Here is a 23,956-nt window from a genome sequence, read left to right on the forward strand (position 1 = left end):
CGACTTCACGCGGCGCGACTTCACGCGGCGCGACTTCACGCGGCGCGACTTCACGCGGCGCGACTTCACGCGGCGCGACTTCACGCGGCGCGGTTCAGGGGTTGCCGCGGCGGTGCTCGAAGATGAGGTAGGTCTCGGTGCCGGCGATCAGGCGGGTGCCGCTGAGCCGCTCGGTGATCACCTCGCGCAGATCTTCGACGTCCGCCGTGGCCACGTGGAGCAGGAAGTCGTAGGAGCCGGAAATGAAATACACATCCCGTACGGCCGGGATGCCGGCCAGCGACTCGGCGAACTTGCCGATCGCGTCGCGCGACTCCGACCGGATCCGGACGGCGATCATGGCTTGGATGGGCCGCCCGATCCAGGCCGGATCGACGTCGGCGTGGAAGCCCCGGATCGCGCCCAGCTCACGCAGCCGGCGGATCCGCGTCAGGCAGGTCGACGGGGCGATGCCGACCCGCTCGGCCAGGGCGTTGTTCGGCATGCGACCGTCGACCTCGAGCAGGGCCAGCAGGTCGCGGTCGATGTGATCAAGACCTCGAAGATCCTTCGGTACGTCGGTCATTTCCACCCCGCCTGTCGCAGCTTCTTCGACCATAGCCTCCAAGTCAGAATCTTATGCGACGGTGTTGCGATCAAACTGCATATCGTTTCACGCTGTGCCGGACGCGTGACGAGAGGACCTGAGATGCACATCGGCGTGCCGGCTGAGATCAAGAACCACGAGTACCGGGTGGCCATCACCCCCGCGGGCGTCGCCGAGTTCGTGCGCCGCGGCCACAGCGTGCTCGTCGAGGCCGGCGCGGGCGCCGGTTCCGCCATCACCGACCAGGACTTCGTGGCCGCCGGCGCCGAGATCGCGCCCGACGCCGACACCGTGTGGCGGAGCGCCGACCTTCTGCTCAAGGTCAAGGAGCCGATCGCTGCCGAGTACCACCGCCTGCGAGCAGGCCAGGTCCTCTTCACGTACCTGCATCTGGCGGCCGACGCCGAGGGCACCAAGGCGCTGCTGGCCAGCGGCACCACCGCCGTCGCGTACGAGACCGTGCAGCTGACCGACGGCTCGCTGCCTCTGCTGGCCCCGATGAGCGAGGTCGCCGGCCGGCTCGCCCCGCAGGTAGGCGCGTACAGCCTGATGCGCAACTCGGGCGGCCGCGGCGTCCTGCCCGGCGGTGTGCCCGGCGTCAGCCCCGCCAAGGTGACCGTCATCGGCGGCGGCGTCTCCGGCGTCAACGCGGCGACGATCGCGCTCGGCATGGGGGCCGACGTCACCGTGCTCGACCTCAACATTTCCCGCCTGCGCCAGATCGACGCCCAGTTCGGCGGCCGGGTCAAGACGCTGGTCTCCTCGGCCTACGCGCTGGAGCAGTCCTGCATCGAGGCCGACATGGTGATCGGCGCGGTGCTGGTGCCCGGAGCCAAGGCGCCCAAGCTGGTCGCGAACGACCTGGTGAAGCGGATGAAGCCGGGCTCGGTGCTGGTAGACATCGCCATCGACCAGGGCGGTTGCTTCGAGGACTCGCGGCCCACCACCCACGAGAACCCGGTCTACAAGGTGCACGAGTCGGTCTTCTACTGCGTGGCCAACATGCCGGGCGCGGTGCCCAACACCTCGACGTACGCCCTGACCAACGCCACCCTCCCGTACGCGCTGAAGCTCGCCGACCTGGGCTGGAAGGCCGCGCTGAAGGCCGACCCGGCGCTCGCGCTGGGCCTGAACGTGCACGACGGCAAGCTCACGAACGAGTCCGTCGGGACAGCGCTGGGCCTCCCCTCAGTCGAGATCGAGTCGGTCCTCGCCTGACCCAGCACAACGAATACGGGCCGTCCCTCGCATGGGACGGCCCGTCTTCGTTTGACCACATGCGCCACCCGCCGCGAGACGAACCGTCTCGTCTCGTCTCGCCCAGCCCGCCGCCCGAACACGAGACGAACCGTCTCGTCTCGCCCACCTCGCCGCCTATAAGCGAGCCGAACCGTCTCGTCTCGGCCAAGACGGCTCGGCTGCGGCGAGACGAGCCGTCTCGTCTCGCTTACAGGTAGTTCGAGATGTGGGACAGGTCGGCCGCGCTCAGGCGGTCGGTGCTGGTGTTGCGCTGGTGCCAGTACGGGTAGCGCAGGTTGTCGCCGCTGGCGTCGTCGAGGGCCTTGACCTCGTCGGCGGTCAGCTCGAGGTCGGCCGCGGCCAGGTTGTCGCGCAGCTGCTCAGTGGTGCGGGCCCCGACGATCAGCGAGGTGATGCCCGGCTTCTGGGCGATGTAGGCCAGCGACACCTGCGCCGCCGACACGTTGTGCGACTCGCCGATCTTCACGGCGACCTCGATCGAGTCGTACAGCTTGTCCTCGTCGTAGATCGGCGGCTCGCTCCACTCGGACAGGTGCCGGCTGCCCTCGGGCGCCGTCACCCCGCGCCGGTACTTGCCCGACACCAGGCCACCCGCGAGCGGGCTCCACACCAGGATGCCGACGCCCTGGTCGAGCGCGGCCGGCACGATCTCGGCCTCGATGTCACGGTTGGCCAGCGAGTAGAAGACCTGGGTGCTGGCGAACCGCTCGAGCTGCCGGGCGTCGGCGATGCCGAGCGCCTTGACCATGTGCCAGGCCGAGTAGTTGGAGCACCCGATGTAGCGGACCTTGCCGCTGCGCACCAGGTCGTCCAGCGCAGTCAGGGTCTCTTCGAGCGGGGTCTGCCCGTCCCACTCGTGCACCTGGTAGAGGTCGATGTAGTCGGTGCCGAGCCGGCGCAGGCTCGCCTCGGCCCCGCGGATGATGTGATGCCGGGAGAGCCCGGCGTCGTTCGGCCCGTCCCCCATCGGCATCCGGACCTTGGTGGCGATCAGCACGTCGTCCCGGCTGTCCCCGAGTGCCTCGCCGAGAATCTCCTCACTGAGGCCGTTCGAGTAGACGTCGGCCGTGTCGATGAGGTTGACGCCGGCGTCCCGGGCGATCGCGATCTGCTCGCGGGCCCCCGCCACGTCGATCTTGCCGACCGGAGACGCCCAGCCGGTGCCGCCGAAGCCCATCGTGCCCAGGGTGAACGTGGAGACCCTCAGACCCGTGCGGCCTAGCTGCCGGTACTGCATTCTGATTCCCTCTTCCTTACCGTCGGTAGTGCTCCGCACAGCCTTACCCGCTCACGGGCCACTGTCCACCGGAACGGGCTCCGCCGATGTGTGATGTGGGGGATGCCGACACTCCGAGGCTGGGAACCGATCCCCCCGACCGAGCGAGCCACTATAGTCATGTGTCGGATATATACGATTCCGCCCTTGCGAACTACGCATCCCAGCGCTAGGAATTACAGCCGTGTCATTTACGCCGCCGGCCGCTGGCGCCCTGCCCGCATCCCGCATCGACCGCCGCGTAGGGCCGCCGCCGAAGTGCTCCACCAATGTCACCTGTCCGGCGATCTTCCAGCTGGCGGACGGCAACTTCGCGCTCATCGGCACCCACCACACCGATACGCTCCAGCCCCAACTGCCGCCCGACGCCGGAGTGGCCGACTACGAGCGCATCATCGTCGTCCCGAAGGCCGTCATGCTGGGGGCGACGAAGGTTCTGGTGCTGGCCCTGGCGGGGACGCTGATGGGGTCCGTCGTGGCGGCATTGCTGCTGGCCCTGACCCACGCCGGCCAGGCCTCGCTGTCCAACTGGAGCCATTTGGGTCTTCCCTCGAAGGCCCGCGTCTAGCGGCGGCATCCTCGGGCGGCCCGGCGGAACAGGCCAGGACAGCCTCGCACTGGCGCCAGATCTCGTCGGCCACGGCGATCAATTCCGACTGCTCCGTATTTTCCGCATAGATGCTGCGGCGACTGTTCTCGGTATCACTCCAGAACGCCCGTACGGCCGGGCTGGCCATCAGATACCGAACGTTGTTGACCATTTGGTCCCGGGTCGTTTTGCCGCTGGAATACTCGAGCCAGACATGCTGCAGGATCAGATTTGCATACATATGCTGTGATTCCACGAGGGCGTCGACGCCGGCGATCCGGGGCCACACTTCGGCCAGGTGTGGCCGCTCGAGCGCCATTCGCATCAGATCCACGTGCATCTTGCGGAGTTCGAGGTCGGCTCGACGCTCCTCCATCACGCGCTGCTCGGCCCCTTCCGCGCGCTGTTCCCGCAGAAGCTTGTACTGCGACGTCCAGGTCACGACGACCGCCGCCACGGCAAGCACGGAGATCAGCGAGTTGACCACGCCGAACGCCTCGCCGACGCTGCTCCACCGGCTCCACGTGACGTCGTCGCCGCGTCGCGCCAGAACTGCGACCAGGCCGATGCCGGCGAGAACCGCGCCCGCACTCACCAACAGAACGAGACCCAATATCCAGAGCGTGACTTTCGTGTACGCCAGGGATCTGCCACTGAGAGAGTCATCGCTCATCTCCGCCAACCCCCTCGGCCGATCCGGAAACACCGATACCGCCCGCCTTGCGATCAAGGACAGGGCGGTGTCGAATTTTATGACGCAAGACGATTGTGCCGCGACGAAGCAATGTCCCGTCAAGCTCCCGGGCATGAGTGAGCGAATGCCTCCACCTCGCGATACGTGGCACTCGGCTAGGTGGCAAAAAGCCGAATAGCACAACGCAACTTGCTTTCTCGAATATTACCGAGTATTCATCACAGTCATTCCGTCGCCCGAGGCACGACCCTGCGGGCGGCCGCACGATCCGGGACGCCGGCCGCTAGGTTGGCTGAGTGTTTCTAGGGACTGAGGACGGTCGCCGGCTGGCCGCGAACCGCACGGGCGAGGGGCCGCCCGTGGTCCTGGTTCACGGCTCCGCGGGCGGCCTCGACTCGTGGGACCCGATCGTGCCGCTACTGCGTGACCGGTACGAGCTCTGGACGTACGCCCGCCGTGGTTATGCCCCCAGCGACAGCGATGTCGGACTCAAGACGTTCGGTGACGACGTGACCGACCTGCACGCCGTGCTGACCGCCGCCGGCGGCACGGCCCACGTGGTCGGCGCGTCCTACGGCGCCACGGTAGTTCTGCACGCCGGCCTGTCGTTGCCCGGGATCCGGTCGCTGGTCGTGTTCGAGCCACCCGTCTTCTCGGCCGGCCCGGCCCTGGCCGGCGCGCTCGGCCGTTACCGCGCGCTGCTCGACGCCGGCGACCTGCTCGGTGCTGCCCGCCTGCTGGCGGTGGAGGTGGCCCGCGTACCGGCGCCGGTGCTTCCGGCCATCACCGCGCCGCCGCAGCCGGAAGCGATCGGCTGTCTGCACGACCTGGAGGCGATGACCGTAGACACCACCGACATCGCGCGCTGGTCCGGCATCACCGTGCCCACCCTGCTCCTGCAGGGAAGCGATACCTGGCCACCGATGCCCGACACGATGGAGGCACTCGCCGCGGCTCTGCCCTCGGCCGCCCGCACAGTCCTTCCCGGCCAGTCCCATTTTGCGACCCACACCGCGCCGGACCTCTTCGCCTCGGCGCTGGCCGAGTTCCTGCGCAAGCACGACTGACCACTCGAGTCGACCGACCCAGGAGGCGGCAGCGCCAGAAGCGCCGATGCAAAAGTGCCAGGTCGGGACGACCGGTCAGCATTTGTCGACCACGGTCACCTCGGCCTGCCGCTCGCGACCGCCGAACCGCGCCGTCAGCACCTGACGCCTACGCTCACCTCGGCTCGTTGCTCGCGGCCGCCGGTCCGCACGGTCAGCGCGACGCAGGCCGGCTCGGTGACCGTGTAACCGCCGGCGAAGGCCAGCCAGCCGTTGGCGCTCGGGCAGGCCGGCACCCGGATCGTGGTGCCCTCGGGGCCGGGGCTGCCCCAGCCGATGGTCACGCCGGGTGTGGTCACTGTCAGCTCGACGGCCGTGCCCGCCCGGACGAGCAGGCCCGATTTGGCGAAGAGGCGACCGGGCTCGCCCGAGTCGTGCGACTCCAACACCCCTGTGGGCAGGGCCACCGCGTCGAGCACAATGCGGGAGGTGTCGTCGGGCAGGCGGCCGCCGATGTCATGGGCGCAATTCACGGAATTCGAGCCCGCGCCACCGGACGCTGCGGGGCTGGGCGCCGCGGCTGACGCCTGTGCGGTGGGTTGCGGAGGGGGTTGCTCGGCTGAGCAGGCGGCCAGGGCGCACGCGAGCAATGCGGCGCACCAGCTGAGGCGGCGGCGGTGGGTCACACCCGGAAGACGCCTGAGCCGGGGTCCAGGTTCCCCGGAGGCCTCACTTCTCGAGGATCTGTTTGAGGCGGGCCAGGTCGTCGGCGACCTTGCCGCTGTCGCGGGTGAAGTCGTCGTCCGACGTGCCGGGCGGGCGGCGTACGGAAAAAACGACCTCGGCGCAGACCGGGGGCCCAGGCCGTCAGGTTCGCGGGTTTCGACACGTACGCGTAGACGTCGTTGACCGGGCGGTCGATGCGCTCGGCGACGTGTGCCGTATCGGTGCTCATGCCCTGATCATCCGCCGGCGTCACTCAACCGGCCAGCCGGAACACCTCCGCGTGGCGCTGCTGGGCGGGCACCCGCAACGCCCGCAGGCTGCGCAGCACCGCGTCGGTCATGGCGGCCGGGCCACACACGTACACGTCGCGCTCGGTGATGTCGGGGACGAGGCCGCGCAGGTTCTCGGGGCTGAACGGCTGGTTCCCCTCGACGGTGCGGCCGGTCAGCAGGTGCAGTCGCGCGCCGCGCAGCCGGGCCAGGTTGCGCAGTTCGCCCAGCAGGACAGCATCGGCGGGAGTGCGTACGCGGTAGAGAACCACGATGTCGCCGTCCAGCGTCTCGTCCTCGAGGAGCGCGCGGATCGGGGTCACGCCGATGCCTCCGGCGATCAGCAGGGTGTCCTGCCGGGTGCGGCCGGTCGCGGTGAAGGCGCCGTACGGGCCCTCGGCGAACACCCGCGTGCCGACCGGCAGGTCCCGGAGCCCGGCACTGGTCGTACCGATGGCCTTGGCCGTCAGTCGCAGTGAGTGACCGTCGGGCGCGGCCGAGAGCGACCACGGATTCACCTGCCACCACCGATTGTGCCCGGGGAAGCGCCACAGGAAGAACTGCCCGGCGCGGGCGTGCAGCTTGTGCAGGTCGCGACCCGTCACATGGACGGAGACCACGTCGGGCGATTCGGCCACCACCGCCGCCACCCGCATCCGGTGCCGCAGGTTGCGGATCAGCGGGAGCACAAGGCGGCCCGTCAGCAGCGCGCCGATCGCGAAGGCCCACAACCCCCACCAGTACGCCTGGGTGAAGTTGTTCGTCTTGAAGGCGCTGCCCTCGTAGACCTGATGGATCACGCCGAGCACGATCACCGCGTAGACCAGCAGGTGGATGGCATGCCAGGCCTCGTACGGAATCCGCCTGCGCACCGCCCGCACCGAGGTCACCGCGATGACGCCGACGAGTCCGGCCGCGATCATCCCGAGGGCCACCGGCAGCTGCTTGGCGAGGTTGGGGATCTCGCTCAGGAACGGGATCCGGTCGAGCTGGGAGTAGCCCAGCATCACGAATGTCGGATGCAGCAGCACCAGCCAGAAGATGGCGAACCCGGTCCAGCGGTGCCAGCCGGTCAGCCGGTCCATGCCGATCCGCCGGTCGAGGAACGGCAGGCGGGCGATCAACAGCAGTTGCAGGGCCAGCGCGAACCCGAGGTGCAGGCCGAGAACGCGGCCGATCGTGGTCAGCGTGTTGTGGGCCGGGGTGTTCGGACGGGCCAGCATGAGCTCGACGATCAGGAGGTTGAACAGCAGAAAGGCCCAGAGCAGCAGGTACGCCGTCCGGGCCGGTGCGGTGCGCCGCAGCTGCGGCCGGGTTGCGGTGGTCATCCGAACCTCCCGGGGAGTGTGCATCGTCTCTAGCGGTGATCGCGCGGCGGCGCAATCACCCACACGACACCCGCTGCCGGAAGGGTTCAGTAGGTCGTGATTCGTCCCGAGTGGCGCGCCCCGGCGATACTGGCCCCGGCGCCCGGGCGGACGGGCGGATAGGAGCAAGTAGTGACGCAGCCGGCCAAGCCGACGGACGAGACCCAGCCGATCCCTTCGACGGCGGATGACCCCACCGAGGCCATCCCCGCACCGGACGCGGCCGCTTCGGCATCCGCCGACCCCGGGAAGCCGGCCCCCTTCGTCGCCGCTCCTCAGACAGCGGCCGACCCATCGGCAGACACCGCGACGGCAGATTCCCCCGCTTCTGCCGGCTCACCGGCAGACACCGCTCCGAAGCCCGACGCCGGCCAGCCCGCGATCACAGCTCCATCGGTGGCCACCGGCCCATCGAGTGCCGCGCCGGCGAATGCGGCCCCAGCGGCGGCCGCCGGCCCCTCCGCGGGCCGCCAGGAATCCGACGCTGACTCGCCTACCGCCGTCGGCCCACCCGCAGAGGTCAGCCCGCCCGCACCCGCCGGCCCACCCACAGACCTCAGCCGGCCCGCAGAAGTCAGGCCGCTCGCAGAAGTCAGGCCACCCGCAGAAGTGAGCCGGTCGGCAGACGTCGGGCCACCCACAGACGTCAGCCCACCCACTGTGGGAGGGGGAGGTGGTGGCGAATTTTACGCCGATCAAAAGCCTCCGAGCGGGTTGTCCACAGGCGCCGCCGGTCACTCGGCGAACAATCCACAGCCGGTGCCCGATTCGCCGGTTTCTGGACCCGACCTGGATCCGACGACGCGGCTCGGGGCGGTCCCGCCGGCGAAGCAGCCGGCAGCCACGACTCCGGATCCCGACCGCACGACGGCGATCCCCCGGTTCCCAGCCGCGAGTGACCCGGACCGCACCGCAGCGATCCCGCCTTTCGCGGCGGGGTCCTCCGGTCAGGCCACTGAAGTTCCGCGTACGCCGACGGGCAGCTCCACCTCCGCCGGGTTGCCGAACAGCGCGAGCCCCGCAGACGCAGCCGGCACCAGCGGCCCAGCCGGCGGCGCGCGCGTCTCTCGGCCGGCCGGCTCCACATCGGCCGGGGACGGGGACGCCACCACGCTCATGCCACGGACGCCGGACCCCTCCCGTCAGGGGCCGAATGCCGCCAGTTCCATATCGGTCCCCGTCGCGCCGCGCGATCGCCCAACCTCACTGCACGACTTCAACCGGACCGCGCCCACGCCTCCGATCGCAGCTCCCCCCACAAATCAGACTCAGGCACCGGAGCGGCCGTCCACCGCGAGCGCGGCGGCTGTCCCCGCGGCCCGACCCAAGCCGGAGACCGCCGCTCCCCTCCCCGCGACCCGTCCGGAGCAGAGAACCACCACCCCCGACACCGCGACCCGCCCGGAGCAAAGAACCAGCGGCCTCGAACCCGCCACCCGCCCCGAGCAAAAAGCAGGCGTGCCCGTCCCCGCGCCGAGGCCCGCCCCAGCGACACCCCCCGCGCCGACCCCAACGCAAGCGGGATCGGCCAAGGTGCCCGCATCGCGACCAGCACCCGGCAACCTCTACGGCGGCTCACCCCAGCCCGGCACGACCACTCCCAGCACACCATCCACTCCAACCCAGTACGGCCGCCCGTCCACGGCTCCCGCCGAATACGGCCAGCCCGCCACCCGGCCTCCCGAGCGCGGCCGCGCCTCAGCGACTCCCGCTGAATACGGCCGCCCAGCCACCCAGTCGTCCACCGAATACGGCCGCGCCTCCACGCCGCCTACCGAATACGGCCGCCCGCCCGCCGAGTACGGACGCGCCCCGCGTAAACGGAGGCGGCTCCCAGCCGTACTCATAAGCGTGTTCCTGCTGGTGGCCCTGCTGGGAGCCGGCGCCACCGCCCAGCTGACCCGCTCGCTGCCCAAGGCGACCCTGGCCACCGACGTCGCCGCCACCATGAAGATCCCGGGCACCACCAAGCTGCCCTGGCCCGACGAGGGCTCGGCCGAACTCATGATCGAGGGACTGGGACGGCTGGGTGGTTCCGGGCCCGACGAGGCGGCGCCCATCGGCAGTGTCGCGAAGGTCATGACCGCGTACGTCATCCTCCGGGATCACCCCCTGAGCGGGGACGAGGAGGGTCCGTCGCTCACCGTGACCGCGGCCGACGTGGCCGACTACCAGGCGCGGATCGCCAGTAACCAGTCGCTGGTGCCGGTGCGGGTCGGCGAGAAGCTGACGGAGCGGGACGCGATCGAGGCCCTGATGCTGCCGTCGGCCAACAACATCGCCCACCAGCTGGCGATCTGGGATGCCGGCTCGGAGAGCGCCTTCGTCGACAAGATGAACGCCGCCGCGGACGACCTGGGCATGGCCGAAACCCGGTACACCGATCCGAGCGGCTATCTGCCGACCACCGTCAGCACCGCGCCGGACCAGGTCAAGCTGGCCCGGGCCGCGCTCAAGTCGGAGGTCTTCGCCGAGATCGTCGCGCTGCCGAGCGCCACCATCCCGGTCGCCGGCAAGATCCGGAACTACAACGACCTGCTGGGCGTTCAGGGTGTCTTCGGCATCAAGACGGGGTCGACCGACGAGGCCGGCGGCTGTCTGCTGTTCGCCGCGCGCCTGACGGTCGGCGGCCGCAAGCTGACCATCGTCGGCGCCGTCTTCAACCAGCCGGGGCTGAACACGCCGGAGCAGCTGGCCAACGTCAACCGGGAGATCAAGAGGCTGCTGCGCGCGGTCCGCCAGACGGTCAAGCAGTACACCCTGCTCCCAGCCGATCCGGTGGGCGAGGTCCGTACGGCCTGGGGGGAAAGCACCCCGGTCCGCCCGGCCACCCCGCTCAAGGTGGTCGGCTGGCCCGGGCTGAGCGTCCCGCTCAAGGTCACCACGACGGCTCCGGGCGCCTCGGTGGCCGCGGGTGAGCCGGTCGGCACGGTTCAGGCTTCCGGCGTACGCGTGGACCTGCGGGCCGACGGCGCCATCGCCGACCCCTCGGTGTGGTGGCGTCTGACGCGCACCAGCTAGGGCAGCCGCTCCCGGATCTGGTCGGCGAGCAGGGCCAGCTCCGGGGCGTCGAGGATCTGTTGTTCCTTGCCGTAGAGCTCGCCGAAATGCGGGTCGGTGAAGGTGTGGCCGCGCCAGACGCGCCGCGAACGGTAGCGCGGCACCACGTGCAGGTGGACCTGGGCGTCGGCGTTCATGAGGAAGGGTGAACTGGTCGGGGGTGAACAAGCTGCCCACGGCCGCGGTGAGGCGGGTGATCTGGCGGTGCAGATCGGTCCACTCCTCGGAGCTGAGGGCGGTGATCGACTCGACGGGGCGGTTGGCCACCAGCATGGTCTTGCCGATGAGGTTCTGGTTCCGGTTGACGGACAGGGTCCACAGCGACTCGACCGCGATCACTGTGCCGGGGTCGAGCGTCAGGGCCATGCCGTCAACGGTAGAGGGAGCGCAGCACCGCGTCGGTGACCACGCCGTACAGCAGGTGGGGGACGGCGTCGGCCAGCCAGTCGGTGGCGGACCAGGTGCGGGGGTCGCTGACGTCGAGGGCGGCCATCGACAGGTTGGTCGACGCCATCGCCGTCGCGCCGATCAGCGCGGCGCCGAGCGGGGCCGGTGGCCGTACGCCCGCCCGGCGCAGCAGACCGAAGGTGACGCCGAGCCCGACGCCCGTGACGATGCCGCTCAGGGTGGCCAGACCGGTGAGCCGGTGCTCGCGCGTCTCACCCTCCCCCGGCACGGAAACCGGCAGGTGCTCCTCGAGGGCCTCCACGGTCTGCTCGGGTGTCCGGCTGCCGGCCCGGCCGCGCACGGCCATGTCGAGGTAGGTGACGGCGTTGAGGGCCGCGGTGCCGGCAGCACCCGCAGCCGCGCCGGCCAGGATTCCCGTTCGCATGGGTCAGCCGTGCCCGCGCGGGCCGCGTCGAAAACCTAATGCCGGTTGACCAGCACGCGGCCCAGGATCAGGGTGACCACGCCGGCCAGGACGACGCTCAGCAGGCCCACACGCAGGCTGGTCTGGTCGGCGACGAGGCCCACCAGCGGCGGCGAGAGCAGGAAGCCGCCGCGCAGCAGCCAGCTCACGATCGTCAGGCCCGTGCCCGGCGACAGGCCCGGCAACTCGTCGGCCGTGTGCATGGCCGCCGGCACCAGCGTTGCCACACCCAGGCCGGCCAGCGCGAAACCGGCCAGCGCGGACGGCACCGACGGGAAGGCCAGGGCCGCGCCCATGCCGACCGCGGCCAGCGCCCCACCGGCCCGCACGACTGTGCGCTGGCCGAAGCGGTCCACCACCCGATCGCCGGTCAGGCGGCCGACGGTCATCGCCACCTGCATGGCCACCACGGCCAGGCCGGCGGTGGCGGCCCCGGCGTTCAGGTCTTCGCTCAGGAACAACGCGCCCCAGGAGGCGCCCGCATCCTCGACCAGGGCGCCCGCGGCCGCGAGCAGACCGAGAGCAGCCAGCATCTTCACCGCGGCGCCGGTGAAAGCACGCCGTGGCGCGGCATCGGAAGCCGCAACCGGCGAGCGTTCGGCGTCCTCGGCGCCCGGCAGCAGGAAGCGGAAGGCGACCAGCGCGATGGTGCTGAACAGCAGGGCCGAGATCGTCAGGTGCAGGCCGAGCGGCACCGAGAGGCCGGCGGCGGCCGAGCCCATCAGGCCGCCGAAAACGGCGCCGATGCTCCACACCCCGTGCAGCGAGTTGAGGATGGAACGCCCGTAGAGGCGCTGCACGCGCAGGCCGTGGGCGTTCTGCGCGACGTCGATGATGGAGTCGAGCGCGCCGACGACGAACATCGCGCCCGCGAACACCGTCCAGTGCGGCGCGATCGGGAGGAGCAGCGTGGCCAGCGTCAGCAGGACGATGCCGAACGACGCCGTGCGGGCGGAGCCGAGCCGCCGGATCACCGCGCCCGCGAGCAGACCGGCCAGCAGCGCGCCGACCGGCATGGCGGCGATGGCCGTGCCGAAGAGGGCGTTCGAGACGCCCAGGTCGGCCTTGATCTGCGGATAGCGCGGCACCACGTTGAAGAACACCGCGCCGTTGGTGAGGAACAGCGCGGCGACCGCGGCGCGCGCGAGGCGGGCCTGCCGCGTGGGCGCGGCAGTCAGAGTCGTCATGCGTACGAGCGTACACACGATGTGTACGAGCGTACATAGCAGCCGTCAGCTGTGAGCGAAGCCTCTCAGCGCCCGCTCGACGTCGGCGTCGGTCAGCTGGTCGAAGTTCACGTACCACTGCCCGACGGCCTGGAACGAGGGCGGCTCGCTCCGGCAGATCACGCTATCCGCCCCCACCGACGCGCCGACCGGTGGTGCACAGACCGGCGCGGCGACATCATCGAGGATGCGTCGTGAACGACGTTCCCGCCTCCTCCGCGACCGTGTCGAGCGTGCCCGGCTCCTCGAACAGCGCCCGGCGCCACGCTCAACTCGACCGTAGTCGTCATGACGCTCCGCGCCTGCTCGTTCAGCCGGAGAACCGCCTGGGCCACGGGCGTACCCCGAAGGGCACGCCCTATACGTCCGACATGTCAGCGGCGCGCGGCCAGCACCAGGTTGAAGCCGGTGTCGGCAGCCACGACGGGGTCCGCGAAGCCCGCCTCGGCCAGCAGGGCCAGGCGCTTGGCCGGCCCGCCCTGGGTGCCCAGGCCGTACGCCCCCGGCTGACTCAACGACCCCGGCGTGCACAGCACCGTCGACGCGTTGTAGTTCGCCCGCACGAGCGGGTTGCCGATCACGGTGGTGAAGTCGTCGGCCGACCACGGCTCGACCGCCACCAGCAGGCCACCCTCGGCCAGCGAGTCGTACGCGGCCCGCAGAGCCGCCCGCGGGTCGCCGAGGTCGTGCAGCGAGTCGAAGTACACGACCACGTCGTACTTTCCGGGCAGCGCGCCCGAGTCGCCGACCTGGAACGTGACGTTGGCCGGGCTGCCCGCCGAGACGGCGTTGGCCCGGGCGGCCGCGATCGACGGCACGTGGTTGTCGAAACCGGTCACGGTCGACGCCGGCCAGGTCTGCCCGACGAGCAGCGTGGCTACCCCGTGACCACAGCCGACGTCGGCCACCCGGGCCCCCGCCGCCAGCTTGTCGACCAGTCCCGGCACCGCCGGGAACCAGCTCTGCGCGAGGTGGTTCACGTAGGCCGTACGGAAGAACCGCTCGATGCCCTCGTGCAGGCAGCCCGGCATCTCGCCGTACGCCACCCCGCCGTCGCCGCGGAAGGCCCGCTCCAGCTTGTCGAGCGTCAGGAAGTACCCGGCGATGACCTCCGCGCCGCCGATCACGTAGGCCGGGGAATCGACGACGGACAGCGCGAGCGCGTGTTCGAGCGGAAGCTCGAAGGTCTCCCCGTCGCTGACGAGGTGACCGGAAACGGTCTGGGCGGTCAGCCATTCGGTCACCAGGCGCGGGTGCAGCCCGGTGGTGGCGGCGAGCTTGGCCGCCGTGGTCGGGCCGGCGCCGGTGAGCGCCCGGTAGAGCCCGAGCCGGTCGCCGAGCACGGTCAGGGCGGTCGTGCCGGCGCCGGCGAAGTCGGTGAGCAGTTGCCCGGCGAAGGCCTCGACGCGGGCCTCGTCGATCTGGGTGTCAGTCATGCCCCGAACGATGCGGGCCGTCGCTTGCCGCCTCCTTGCCCGCGCCTTGCCGCTCCAGCAAGGCGAGCGCGTACTGCGCGACGTCCTCCGGCGGTTCCCCGGTGACCTCCGCGCGCAGCCGGGCCAGGCGCTCGACGTCCGGCCCCATCACCACCGGCGCGTACGGGTCGTCGTCGGCCGCCGCCACCAGCACCGCCGCCGCTTCCGCCTCGCCCAGGTCGCCCAGCAGCTCGGCGGTCAGCCGCAGCATGGTCCAGAGCTGGGCCGTCATCCCGGCCGCGCGCACCTGCACGATCGTCCGGCGGCAGGCCTCGACCGCCTCGTCGTGCCGCCCCATGCGGATCAGCACCGCCGTACGGGCCACGCGCGCGATGTTCGCCGTGTAGCCCAGCCCGGCCCGCTCGGTTCGCCGCAGCGACTCGTCGTAGCAGCTCACCGCCGCTTCGGGGTCCGTGCCGGCGAGCAGTTCGCCCCGGGTGAACGGCACGAATCCGTCCAGCCGGTCGGCGTTCAGTTCCTTCCCGTACGCCTCCAGCCACCGCAGACCCGCGGCCGCGTCCCCGGCGTAGGCGTCCATGAGGGCCGCGCAGCACAAACCGGTCGCCCGCGTCCAGGCCGGCGCCGACCGGTTCTCGCGCAGCCGCAGCGCGTCGGCCCGCACCAGATCGGCCCGCCCGACGAACATCGAGTTCGAGATGCGCAGCAGCAGCGCCGGCCCGGTCAGGGTGTGCTCGTCCGGCAGCCGGTCGATCGCGGCGCTGAGCAGCCGGTTCGCCTCGTCGAGGCGGCCGTTGAGCCATTCGCCGGTGCCCGCCGCGAGCGCCCGCAACGCGTCGGCCTCGGTCTCGACCCGCTCGGGCTTGAAGCGGACGAGCTGCGCGGTGAGCCCCGGGTCGGGCGCGTCGGACCCGGCGATCGCGGTCCACGCGGCCAGCCGCGCCCCCTCGTCCCGATCCTCCAGCCAGGACAGCGCCTCCTGGAGGTTGCCCCGCTCGCGGCGCAGGGCCGGGGTGGTGTCGGGGTTGCGGACGCGCTGGCGCCGCAGCAGGTCGGTGACGAAGTCGAGCATCCAGCGGGCGTGCGCGTCCCGGTCCTCGTTCCCGTGCGTCAGCGCGACGTGCCGCACCGTCTCCAGCAGCCGGTAGCGCGGCGGGTTCTGATCGACGTCGCAGACCACCAGGGAGGCGTCGACCAGTTCCGCCAGCACCGCGGCGTCCTGCGACAAATAGGGCAAGATGCTGATGTCGAAGCCGCCCCGGCACACCGCGAGCCGATCGAGCAGCGCTTGCGCCGACGGGTCGAGCAGCCGGTACGACCACTCGACCGTCGCGGTCACCGCGGTGGCCCGGTCGCCGCCCCGGGCCGGGTCGAGCACCTGCAGACCCGCGCCCAGCCGGTCCCGCAGGTGCGTGAGCCCGAAGACAGCCTCGCGCCGGGCCGCCAGCTCGACCGCCAGCGGCAACCCGTCGACCAGCCCGCACACCTCGGCCGCCAGCTCCCGGCTGCGGTCGTCCTGCGGGAAGTCGGCGCGCAGCAGGGCCGCCCGGTCGCAGAAGAGCGCCACCCGGTCGCTCTCGGGCAGCGGTCCCACCCGCAGCACGCGCTCCCCGGCCACGCCGAGCCGCTGCCGCGACGTCGCCAGCACACGCACCCGCGGACAGCGCACCAGGATCTCGTCGACCAGCTCGCGGACCGCCTCCACCAGGTGCTCGCAGTTGTCCAGCACGAGCAGGGCCGGAGCCGCCCCGAGCAGGTCCGCGACGGCCACCGTGCCGCCGCGCGGCGCCGCCCGCAGGCCCAGCGCCCCGGCCACCGCGGCCGCCACGTCACCCGGCACGGACCGCTCGGCCAGCTCGACCACCAGCTCGCCGCCGGTCAGCGCCTCGGTCATCAGCCGCGTCTTGCCCACCCCGCCCGGCCCGACCAGCGTGGTCACCCGACCGGCGGCGAGCGCGGCGCGCAGGGCGGCCAGCTCGTCGGCGCGCCCGAAGAACCGGTCGGCCCGCCGTCGCGGAGCCCGTGGCGTGCCCGGGCGCAGCGCGGGATCCTCGGCCAGGATGCGCCGCTGCAGGTCGTCCAGGGCGGGCGACGGGTCCACGCCGTGCCCGTCGACCACCCGTTCCCGGTACGCCCGCCCGACGGCCAGCGCCTCGGCCGTGCGCCCGCTCTGGTGCAGCGCCCGCATGTGCAGCAGGCAGGCCCGCTCCCGCATGGGCTCCGCGGTGGCGTACGCCTCTATCTCGGGCACCGCCTCGGCGGCCTTCCCCGCGCTCAGCCGCTGGTCGAACCACTCCTCACGCAGGTGCCGCTGCCACTCGCCCAGCCGCGCTACGTCGGGCGCGAAGGCCAGCCGGTCGGCCACGTCGGCCAGCGCCTCGCCCCGCCACAAACTCAGCGCCTCGGCCAGCCGGCCCGCCGCGGCCAGACGTTCCGCCCGGCCGATGTCGAGGTCCGCCTGATCGAGCCGGTACCCGCCCGGTTCGCGGAGGACCACGGTGTGCCGCCGCAGTCGCGAGACATAGCTGTGCAGATTGCCGACGGCGTTGCCGGGCGGGTCGTCGCCCCACAGCGCCTCGATCAGGTCGCCGACCGGCACCACGCGCCCCTCGGCCAGGGCGAGACGGGCCAGCACCACCCGTTGCGGCGCCCCGCTGAGCGCGACCGGCCGCCCGTCGAGTCGCAACTCGACCGGCCCCAGCAGCCCCACCTCGACGTGCACGCCCCATTCTCGACACCGCGCGTCGTCCGGGGCCAGCCCTTATCGGGCCGTCAGACGCCGTACTGAAGGAAGCCGTAAATTCCCAGGGCGACGATGCCCACCGCGGTGAGGGCAGCGACCGCGGTGACGATCGGCCGCCGCCGGCGGGTCACGGCTGTGTCGGTGCCGGGCTCCTCGGCGACCTCCCGCAGCATGCGGACGAGCTTTTCCGCCGTACGGACGCGGCAGCGCGCATTCATCCAGTAGCCCCGCGAGGAGTGCTCCATGATCGGCGAGTCGACGCGGATGTCGACGAAGTCCCGGTTGAGCAGCCGTAGCCGGATCTCGAGTTGGCTGTGCTCGAACGTCCCGATCAGGCGCCGGGGCACGCTCACCCGCCACAGCGCGGTGTCGATGTGCAGGTGCTGCGGCGTGACCACGTACCCGGCGACCGGCCCGACCAGCACCCCGAACCAGACGGGGGCCAGCCCGCACGCCGCCACGAAGTAATCGATCCCGTAGGCGTCTTCCGTGCCCGCGGCGACCAGCACGACCACCACGCCGAGCGCGACCGTCACCCACGGCACCCCGCTGCTGCGCCGCGCCGACCGCCGCCGCACCTTCGCGTGATGCGCCACCGCGACCGGCTGAGCGATCGGCAGGTCCCCGTACTTGAGTTCCAGAGCCGACCCGATCCACCCGCTCACCGCCACGAACAGGGCCACCCCGCCGAACACACCGGCCGGAGCCGCCCACGACACCAGAACCGCCGCCGCGATCAGCAGCGCGCCCGCCGCCCCGACGGTCAGGGCCAGCGGCCGGCTCCACACCAGCGCCTCGTTGTCGTGAAAGTCGATCTCCAGCCCCACGGCACCTCCACGCGCCATCCCACTCCATGATCGAAGTCGTGCGCAACGCCCGTCCGGCCGACGGGTAGCTTTCGAATGGCGTGCCCGGGGTAGACGACCGGCGGCGGAGGGAGACGGTGATGGATTCTCGGCGGCGCGTCCCGCGCACGGACGTCGTCCTGGCCGATCCCCGGCTGGTCACGGCCACCGCGACGGAGGGCCGCGCGGCCGTGAAGGCGGCCGTCGTGGCCACGCTTCAGCGCGTACGGGAAGGAAAGCTCGAGCCGGAAGCCGTGGTCGACGCCGCCCTGGCCGCCCTGCCCGGCGGCCTGCGCCCGGTGCTGAACGCGACCGGCGTCGTCCTGCACACCAACCTGGGCCGCGCCGCCCTCTCCCCCGCGGCTCGCGAGGCCGTGGCCGCCGCGGCCGGCCACACCGACGTCGAGCTCGACCTGACCACCGGCCGCCGGGCCAAGCGCGGCCGCACCGCGCTGGCCGCCCTGCACCGGGCCGTCCCCGCCGCCCGCGACGTCCACGTGGTCAACAACGGCGCCGCCGCCCTGGTGCTGGCCGCAACCGCCCTGGCCCCCGCCGGCGGCGAGATCATCGTCAGCCGCGGCGAGATGGTCGAGATCGGCGACGGCTTCCGCCTCCCCGACCTGCTCGAGTCGACCGGCGCCCGCCTGCGCGAGGTGGGCACGACCAACCGCACGACCCGGGCCGACTACGAGCGGGCCATCGGCCCCCGAACCGGCTTCATCCTCAAGGTCCACCCCTCCAACTTCGTCGTACGGGGTTTCACCAGCGCCGCGTCCGTGCCGGAGCTGGCCACCCTGCCCGTCCCCGTGGTCGCCGACATCGGCTCCGGCCTGCTCACCCCCGACCCGCTGCTTCCGGACGAGCCCGACGCCCACACCACCCTGTCCGAGGGCGCCGCCCTGGTCATCGCCAGCGGCGACAAGCTGCTCGGCGGCCCCCAGGCAGGCCTGCTGCTCGGCGCCGCACCCCTGATCGAACGCCTCCGCCGCCACCCACTGGCCCGCGCCCTTCGCGTGGACAAGCTCACCCTGGCCGCCCTGCAAGCCACGCTGACCGGCCCGGAAACCCCCACGTGGGAAGCGCTACGCGTCTCACCCGACGCTCTGCTCGCCCGCACCCGGCACGCCCGGACCCAGCTGGCCGAGGCGGGCGTCCAAGCCGACATCGTGCCTTCGGACGCCGTAGTGGGTGGGGGTGGCGCGCCCGAGCTGACCCTCCCGTCGTGGTCGCTCGCGCTGCCACCCGCATACGCGTCCCCCTTGCGAACCGCCCCGACGCCGGTAGTGGGCCGGGTCGAACGCGACCGTCTGCTGCTCGACCTGCGCTGCGTCCCGCCGTCCGCCGACCCCGCCCTGGTGGCAATGGTCGTCTCCGTCGCGTCATCCCGGGCCCAGCCGCCCGGCACACAACCCACCCCGGCCGGGGCACAACCCGCCGACCCATCCACGCCAGCCGGGGCACAACCCGCCGACCCATCCACGCCAGCCGGGACACGGCCCGCCGAACGACCCACGCCAGCCGGGGCACGTCTCGCCGAACGACCGGCGCGCGCCGGAACGGGCTTCGCCGAACCGCCGACGCCACCCGGAGCGGGCCTCGCTGAGCCATCGACGCCGCCCGGGTCAGAGCCCGACGAACAGCCGACGCCGGCCCGCGCGCCCGCGGCGAAGGGCCGTTGAGCATGCACGTCCCGGCCACCGCCGGACACGTCGACCACGGCAAGTCGACGCTGGTGCAAGCCCTCACCGGCATGGAACCCGACCGCTGGGCCGAGGAACGCCGCCGCGGCATGACGATCGACCTCGGCTTCGCCTGGACCACCCTGCCCGCAGGCGACACGGTCGCGTTCGTCGACGTCCCCGGCCACGAACGCTTCGTCCCGAACATGCTGGCCGGCATCGGCCCCGTCCCCGCCGCCATGATCGTGGTGGCCGCCGACGAGGGCTGGAAACCCCAGTCGGCCGAGCACCTGGCGGCGCTGGCGGCCCTCGACGTACGCCATGGTCTGCTCGTCGTGACGCGTAGCGACCTCGCCGACCCGGCTCCCGCCACAGCCCAGGCCTTGGCCGAGATCGCCGCCACGCCGCTGGGCCACGTGCCCGCCGTAGCCGTGAGCGGCCTGACCGGCGCCGGCCTGGACGACCTGCGCGCCGCGATCGAGACGCTGGTGGCCGCCCTGCCCGCGCCGGACCTCGACGAGCCCGTACGGCTGTGGATCGACCGGGCGTTCACCGTCAAGGGCGCAGGCACAGTGGTCACCGGCACCCTGGGCGCAGGCACCCTGCGCGTAGGCGACGAACTGGCCCTGGGCGACACGCTGGTACGCGTACGCGGCCTGCAGTCCCTCGGCCGCCCCGCCGATGCTGCGCCCGCAGTGGCCCGCGTAGCGGTAAATCTGCGCGGCACCCCCCGAGACGACGTAAGCCGGGGCGACGCCCTCCTCACCCCCGGCCGATTCCGCCTCACCGATCTGATCGACGTGCGAGTACACGGCGACCCCACCACCGACCTGCCCAGCACAATGACCCTGCACACCGGTTCGGCCGCAGTCCCCGTCCGCGTACGCCCGCTGGGCCCCGACACAGCCCGCCTGCGCCTGTCCCGCCCGCTCCCCCTACGCATCGGCGACCGCGCCCTGCTACGCAACCCCGGCCTGCACCACGTAGCCGGCGGCGTAACAGTCCTGGACGTCCTCCCACCCGGCCTCCAACGCCGAGGCGCCGCAGCCGCCCGAGCCAAGGTCCTGGCCACATTGGATGGCCACCCCGACCTGCCCGGCGAGCTCGCCCGCCGCCACCTGATCCGAGCCACCACCCTGGCCGAGATGGGCATCCCTCTGCCGCCGCCGTCGCTCCCCCATTCCCTTCCCGCGCGACCCGCCGCCGAGAAGACCCGTGACCCAGAGGTGCCCGCACGAGGAACACGCCGGTCCGCGCCGACGCCGAATCGGCCAGACCCCAACGCCGGCCCGGCGATCGCCGATCCACCGCCCGGTCCCGTCTCCATCACCCCGGTGGCCGGCGAATGGTATGCCGACTCGTCCTATTGGAGTTCGCTTCGCGAACGGCTCCCCGCCGAGGTCACGGAGTACCAGAAGCAGCACCCCCTCGAGCCCGGCATGCCGCTCGAAGCACTCCGCCACCGCCTCGGCCTACCCGACCGCACGTTGGTCACCGCTCTGATCCGCGCGCCTCTGTCAATGCGGAACGGCCGGGTCGCCGCGGTGTCATCCGGCCCGCCCGACGAGCTGGTCGCCCTGGTCGGGAAAGCTTTCGACGGCCTGGGACCGTTCGCCGCCCCCGAGGCACATACCCTGGCCGATCTCGGGCTGGGCCCCCGTCAGCTCGCAGCCGCCGCCCGCACCGGCCTGGTCGTCCAGCTGACGCCCCAGGTAGTCCTGGCAGCCGGCGCGGTCGACGACGCGGCCGCAATCCTGGCCGGCCTCCCGCAGCCCTTCACGCTGAGCGAGGCCCGCCGAGCCCTGGACACCACCCGCCGCGTGGCCGTTCCCCTCCTCGAACTCCTCGACCGCCGAGCGATCACCCAGCGCCTCCCGGACGACCGCCGCCAAGTCCGCTGACCAGCCCACCACCACCCTGGACCGGGCCACGCGCCCCCGAAGCGCGAGCCACCACCCCTGAGCTCGGCCACCACCCCTTAGCTGGGCGACCACCCTGAGCTGGGTCTGCCCCCGTGGCGACCCAGCCGACGGGTGGCCGGTCGTCAGCCGGCGACCGCCGTGACCTCGACCTCGAGCACCGCCCCCGGCAGGAAGAGGCCGCTCACCTCGACAGTCGTGCTGGCCGGCGGGTTCCGGCCCGGGGCCGAAAAGAGCCGGCGGCGGACGGCGCCATAGGCGGGCAGGTCACCGAGATCGGTCATGAACGTGCGGATGAACAGCACGTCGGCCAGGCTCGCGCCGTGGGCCTTCAGCAGGGCGCCGACGATCTCGAAGATCCGGGCGGCCTGGGCGCCCGCGTCGCCCGGCGCCACCACCTCGCCGGCGTCGTCGACGGCCACCTGTCCGGCCAGTTGCAGCAGAGCGCCGCCGCCCGGCAAGTCGATGCGCGCCACGTGTGCGAAGCGGTCCCCGAACGGCGCGGCCACCGACCCGGGATTGTCGAGCGTCATCTTCACCATGGCGACGACGCTAGACAGCGCCCTCCCATGCCACCAGCGAATGTCACGCATGCCTGCCATGCTTACCAGTCATGGACACGGCCCTGCTGGAGGTCTTCCGCACCGTCGCGCACCTGGGCTCGATCACGGCCGCAGCGCAACGGCTGCAGTTCACCCAGTCCGCGGTCTCCCGCCAGATAGCCGCCCTCGAGTCCGACCTGGGCGCCCCGGTCTTCGACCGCCTGCCCCGCGGAGTCGCCCTGACCGAAGAGGGCAGGGCCCTGCTACCCCACGCCGAGGCCATCCTCGACCGCTTGAAAACAGCCCGCCGAGCCGTGGACGACCTGCACACGCTCGACACCGGCCGCCTACGGGTGGGCGCCTTCCCGACAGCCGTAGCCGCCCTGGTCCCGCGCGCCTTGGCCGCCTTCCGCACGGCGTACCCCGAAGTGACCGTAAGCCTCGTCGAAGGCCTGACCCCGCGCCTGCTCAACCGCCTGACCACAGACGACGCCGACGTGGCGGTAGTGAGCGAGTCCCCCCGCCGGCCCGATCGACCCGGCTCGCTTCACCCTCCACCGCATCCTCGACGAACGCCTGCTGGTGGCCGTCCCCCGAACACACCCCCTGGCCCGCCGCCGCACGGTCCACCTGGCCGAACTCGAGGCCGACTCGTTCATAGCCGGCTCCGCCGACGCCGAGGAAACCCTGCTACGAGCCAGCCTCCCCGCCGGCTTCCGCCCCCGAATCGACATAGTCGCCGCCGAGTGGACCGCCAAACTAGGCTGCGTGGCCGCCGGCCTGGGCGTAGCCCTGATCCCCGCGCTGGCCATGCGCACCAAGCCCGCCGACATCTCCCTGCTACGTCTGCACCGCGACGACGAACCCACCCGCCGCATCTACGCGGCCACCCCGGTCACCCGCACGCCGTCCCCCGCCGTCCGGTCCTTCCTGCTCTTGCTGACCAGCGCCGTCGACCCCCTGTGGACCCGCTGACCCGTTGCACCCGCCGCGGCTGCGGCTTCGTCCCCCGGCTCGCGTGTCATCCGGGTGCGCTGTGACGCAGCCGGCTCACCAGCGCAGCGAGTTCACCGGGGGCTTCCAGGTGCGCCAGGTGCGCCTGCCCGGCTAGCTGATGCACGGCAGCGCGCGGGGTGCGGCGAGCCACGTCGTCGAACGTTGTGCCGTACGGTGCTCGACCGCGGTTGCGCTCACCCACGATCAGATCGATCCGGGCGGCTTGTCGCGCGAACTCCTGCGGGAGCGGAGCGTCATTGACGGACCGGGTCTCGTGGTAGATCGGCGAACTGACCTTACGCAGGCCGTCCCAGAGCGCGGCGTCGGAGCGCAGCGACTCGATGATCGGGCCGGGCATGCCGGTGACTTGCCCGAGCGCGACCTCGACGCTGCGATCCAGGTCGCCGTCGTGGTGGGCATCCGCGAGATCCGGCAGGGCTGCCGCACCGAAGGGAGCCATGATCGGCTCGTAGGCGATCAGGTGCGCCACCGTGACCGCGTTCGCGAGATGCAACGCGATGAGACCGCCGTAGCTCCAGCCGAAGAGTGTCCGCACGTCGGAGAACTCACGCAGCACGGACTCGGTGTCGCGCATCTCGGCCTGGATGCCGTACGCATCGGTCAGCGGGCCGGCGGGGTGCCGCCCGCGCCGGTTGACGACGGCGACGGTTCGCCAGCCCTTCAGCTGCCGCGCGACCGCAGCCCAGGTCGCAGAGTCTGCCATCGCACCCGGGATCACGACGATCGCGGGCCCGTCCGGGTCACCGTAGACGTCGACGCTCACCCAGCTGCCCTCGACGTCCACCAGTTTCTGAATCGTTTGCTCCAT

19 protein-coding genes and 3 pseudogenes are annotated in these 23,956 nt (G+C 71.9%); 9 read left to right on the forward strand and 13 right to left on the reverse strand.

What is annotated here, in order from left to right:
- A partial coding sequence (locus KXC43_RS53285; RefSeq protein ID WP_221380111.1) for a pentapeptide repeat-containing protein occupies positions 1–126 on the forward strand: 126 nt, incomplete at its 5' end.
- Here KXC43_RS53285 and KXC43_RS32510 read toward each other — a convergent pair.
- Complete coding sequence (locus KXC43_RS32510) at positions 95–565, reverse strand: Lrp/AsnC family transcriptional regulator (RefSeq protein WP_221380032.1); 471 nt, start codon at positions 563–565, stop codon at positions 95–97. The genes KXC43_RS53285 and KXC43_RS32510 overlap by 32 nt on opposite strands.
- 123 nt (positions 566–688) lie before the next feature.
- Here KXC43_RS32510 and ald point away from each other — a divergent pair, with 123 nt between their 5' ends.
- Entirely contained in the window at positions 689–1,804 is a 1,116-nt protein-coding gene (ald, locus tag KXC43_RS32515) for an alanine dehydrogenase (RefSeq protein ID WP_221380033.1), read from the forward strand.
- Between the two features lie 229 nt (positions 1,805–2,033).
- On the opposite strand, the gene KXC43_RS32520 is transcribed toward ald, so the two are convergent.
- Complete coding sequence (locus tag KXC43_RS32520) at positions 2,034–3,083, reverse strand: aldo/keto reductase (RefSeq protein ID WP_221380034.1); 1,050 nt, start codon at positions 3,081–3,083, stop codon at positions 2,034–2,036.
- Positions 3,084–3,306: 223 nt separating this feature from the next.
- Here KXC43_RS32520 and KXC43_RS51505 point away from each other — a divergent pair, with 223 nt between their 5' ends.
- Positions 3,307–3,690, forward strand: coding sequence for a hypothetical protein (locus tag KXC43_RS51505; RefSeq protein ID WP_255645240.1), 384 nt, complete (start codon positions 3,307–3,309; stop codon positions 3,688–3,690).
- A 22-nt stretch (positions 3,691–3,712) separates the two neighbouring features.
- On the opposite strand, the pseudogene KXC43_RS53290 reads toward KXC43_RS51505, so the two are convergent.
- Positions 3,713–4,519: pseudogene (locus KXC43_RS53290) on the reverse strand (DUF6082 family protein); the annotation flags it as partial.
- A 182-nt stretch (positions 4,520–4,701) separates the two neighbouring features.
- Between KXC43_RS53290 and KXC43_RS32530 the strand changes: the two are divergent.
- Positions 4,702–5,472: an alpha/beta fold hydrolase gene (locus tag KXC43_RS32530; RefSeq protein ID WP_221380036.1), complete on the forward strand. Its 771-nt coding sequence runs from the start codon at positions 4,702–4,704 to the stop codon at positions 5,470–5,472.
- A gap of 134 nt (positions 5,473–5,606) precedes the next feature.
- Here KXC43_RS32530 and KXC43_RS32535 read toward each other — a convergent pair whose 3' ends face one another.
- On the reverse strand, positions 5,607–5,984 hold the full coding sequence (locus KXC43_RS32535; protein ID WP_221380037.1) for a hypothetical protein: 378 nt from the start codon (positions 5,982–5,984) through the stop codon (positions 5,607–5,609).
- 446 nt (positions 5,985–6,430) lie between these two features.
- A complete protein-coding gene (locus KXC43_RS32540; RefSeq protein ID WP_221380038.1) occupies positions 6,431–7,774 on the reverse strand; it encodes a ferredoxin reductase family protein in 1,344 nt (447 codons plus the stop codon).
- Positions 7,775–9,664: 1,890 nt separating this feature from the next.
- Between KXC43_RS32540 and KXC43_RS32545 the strand changes: the two genes are divergently transcribed.
- Positions 9,665–10,834 (forward strand): D-alanyl-D-alanine carboxypeptidase family protein, encoded by a 1,170-nt coding sequence (locus tag KXC43_RS32545; protein ID WP_308129359.1) that lies wholly within the window; start codon positions 9,665–9,667, stop codon positions 10,832–10,834.
- Here the strand turns inward: KXC43_RS32545 and KXC43_RS32550 are convergent.
- From KXC43_RS32550 to KXC43_RS32575, 6 genes are all read right to left on the reverse strand, one after another.
- Complete coding sequence (locus tag KXC43_RS32550) at positions 10,831–11,010, reverse strand: hypothetical protein (protein ID WP_221380039.1); 180 nt, start codon at positions 11,008–11,010, stop codon at positions 10,831–10,833. The two genes, KXC43_RS32545 and KXC43_RS32550, sit on opposite strands and share 4 nt — an antisense overlap.
- Before the next feature lie 233 nt (positions 11,011–11,243).
- Entirely contained in the window at positions 11,244–11,705 is a 462-nt protein-coding gene (locus tag KXC43_RS32555; RefSeq protein ID WP_221380040.1) for a hypothetical protein, read from the reverse strand.
- A 35-nt stretch (positions 11,706–11,740) separates the two neighbouring features.
- Positions 11,741–12,931: an MFS transporter gene (locus KXC43_RS32560; RefSeq protein ID WP_221380041.1), complete on the reverse strand. Its 1,191-nt coding sequence runs from the start codon at positions 12,929–12,931 to the stop codon at positions 11,741–11,743.
- A 413-nt stretch (positions 12,932–13,344) separates the two neighbouring features.
- Positions 13,345–14,406: a class I SAM-dependent methyltransferase gene (locus tag KXC43_RS32565; RefSeq protein WP_221380042.1), complete on the reverse strand. Its 1,062-nt coding sequence runs from the start codon at positions 14,404–14,406 to the stop codon at positions 13,345–13,347.
- The gene (locus tag KXC43_RS32570; protein WP_221380043.1) at positions 14,399–17,125 is read right to left on the reverse strand and encodes an AfsR/SARP family transcriptional regulator; all 2,727 of its coding nucleotides are present in this window, start codon (positions 17,123–17,125) and stop codon (positions 14,399–14,401) included. Before KXC43_RS32570 ends, KXC43_RS32565 begins: the two co-directional genes overlap by 8 nt.
- 50 nt (positions 17,126–17,175) lie before the next feature.
- Positions 17,176–17,973 (reverse strand): hypothetical protein, encoded by a 798-nt coding sequence (locus KXC43_RS32575; RefSeq protein ID WP_221380044.1) that lies wholly within the window; start codon positions 17,971–17,973, stop codon positions 17,176–17,178.
- 119 nt (positions 17,974–18,092) lie between these two features.
- Here KXC43_RS32575 and selA point away from each other — a divergent pair.
- Both selA and selB read left to right on the forward strand, forming a co-directional pair.
- Positions 18,093–19,370, forward strand: a pseudogene (gene selA, locus KXC43_RS32580) (L-seryl-tRNA(Sec) selenium transferase); the annotation flags it as partial.
- A 302-nt stretch (positions 19,371–19,672) separates the two neighbouring features.
- Positions 19,673–21,571, forward strand: coding sequence for a selenocysteine-specific translation elongation factor (selB, locus tag KXC43_RS51510; RefSeq protein WP_255645251.1), 1,899 nt, complete (start codon positions 19,673–19,675; stop codon positions 21,569–21,571).
- Positions 21,572–21,714: 143 nt separating this feature from the next.
- Here the strand turns inward: selB and KXC43_RS32595 are convergent, their stop codons facing one another.
- A complete protein-coding gene (locus tag KXC43_RS32595; RefSeq protein ID WP_221380046.1) occupies positions 21,715–22,131 on the reverse strand; it encodes a RidA family protein in 417 nt (138 codons plus the stop codon).
- A gap of 71 nt (positions 22,132–22,202) precedes the next feature.
- On the opposite strand from KXC43_RS32595, the pseudogene KXC43_RS51515 reads away from it, so the two are divergent.
- A pseudogene (locus KXC43_RS51515) lies at positions 22,203–22,583 on the forward strand (LysR family transcriptional regulator); the annotation flags it as partial.
- A 130-nt stretch (positions 22,584–22,713) separates the two neighbouring features.
- A complete protein-coding gene (locus KXC43_RS51520; protein ID WP_308129360.1) occupies positions 22,714–23,106 on the forward strand; it encodes a LysR substrate-binding domain-containing protein in 393 nt (130 codons plus the stop codon).
- 46 nt (positions 23,107–23,152) lie between these two features.
- Here the strand turns inward: KXC43_RS51520 and KXC43_RS32605 are convergent, their stop codons facing one another.
- On the reverse strand, positions 23,153–23,956 hold the full coding sequence (locus KXC43_RS32605; RefSeq protein WP_221380047.1) for an alpha/beta fold hydrolase: 804 nt from the start codon (positions 23,954–23,956) through the stop codon (positions 23,153–23,155).

This window comes from Paractinoplanes polyasparticus, from assembly GCF_019710575.1.
GTDB lineage: Bacteria > Actinomycetota > Actinomycetes > Mycobacteriales > Micromonosporaceae > Actinoplanes > Actinoplanes polyasparticus.

Coding starts and splice junctions, on each gene's coding strand:
- ald (WP_221380033.1), top strand. CDS start 689: ATGCACATCGGCGTGCCGGCTGAGATCAAGAACCACGAGTACCGGGTG.
- KXC43_RS32560 (WP_221380041.1), bottom strand. CDS start 12,931: ATGACGACTCTGACTGCCGCGCCCACGCGGCAGGCCCGCCTCGCGCGC.
- KXC43_RS32555 (WP_221380040.1), bottom strand. CDS start 11,705: ATGCGAACGGGAATCCTGGCCGGCGCGGCTGCGGGTGCTGCCGGCACC.
- KXC43_RS32565 (WP_221380042.1), bottom strand. CDS start 14,406: ATGACTGACACCCAGATCGACGAGGCCCGCGTCGAGGCCTTCGCCGGG.
- KXC43_RS32595 (WP_221380046.1), bottom strand. CDS start 22,131: ATGGTGAAGATGACGCTCGACAATCCCGGGTCGGTGGCCGCGCCGTTC.
- KXC43_RS32605 (WP_221380047.1), bottom strand. CDS start 23,956: ATGGAGCAAACGATTCAGAAACTGGTGGACGTCGAGGGCAGCTGGGTG.
- KXC43_RS32550 (WP_221380039.1), bottom strand. CDS start 11,010: ATGAACGCCGACGCCCAGGTCCACCTGCACGTGGTGCCGCGCTACCGT.
- KXC43_RS32520 (WP_221380034.1), bottom strand. CDS start 3,083: ATGCAGTACCGGCAGCTAGGCCGCACGGGTCTGAGGGTCTCCACGTTC.
- KXC43_RS32540 (WP_221380038.1), bottom strand. CDS start 7,774: ATGACCACCGCAACCCGGCCGCAGCTGCGGCGCACCGCACCGGCCCGG.
- KXC43_RS32510 (WP_221380032.1), bottom strand. CDS start 565: ATGACCGACGTACCGAAGGATCTTCGAGGTCTTGATCACATCGACCGC.
- selB (WP_255645251.1), top strand. CDS start 19,673: ATGCACGTCCCGGCCACCGCCGGACACGTCGACCACGGCAAGTCGACG.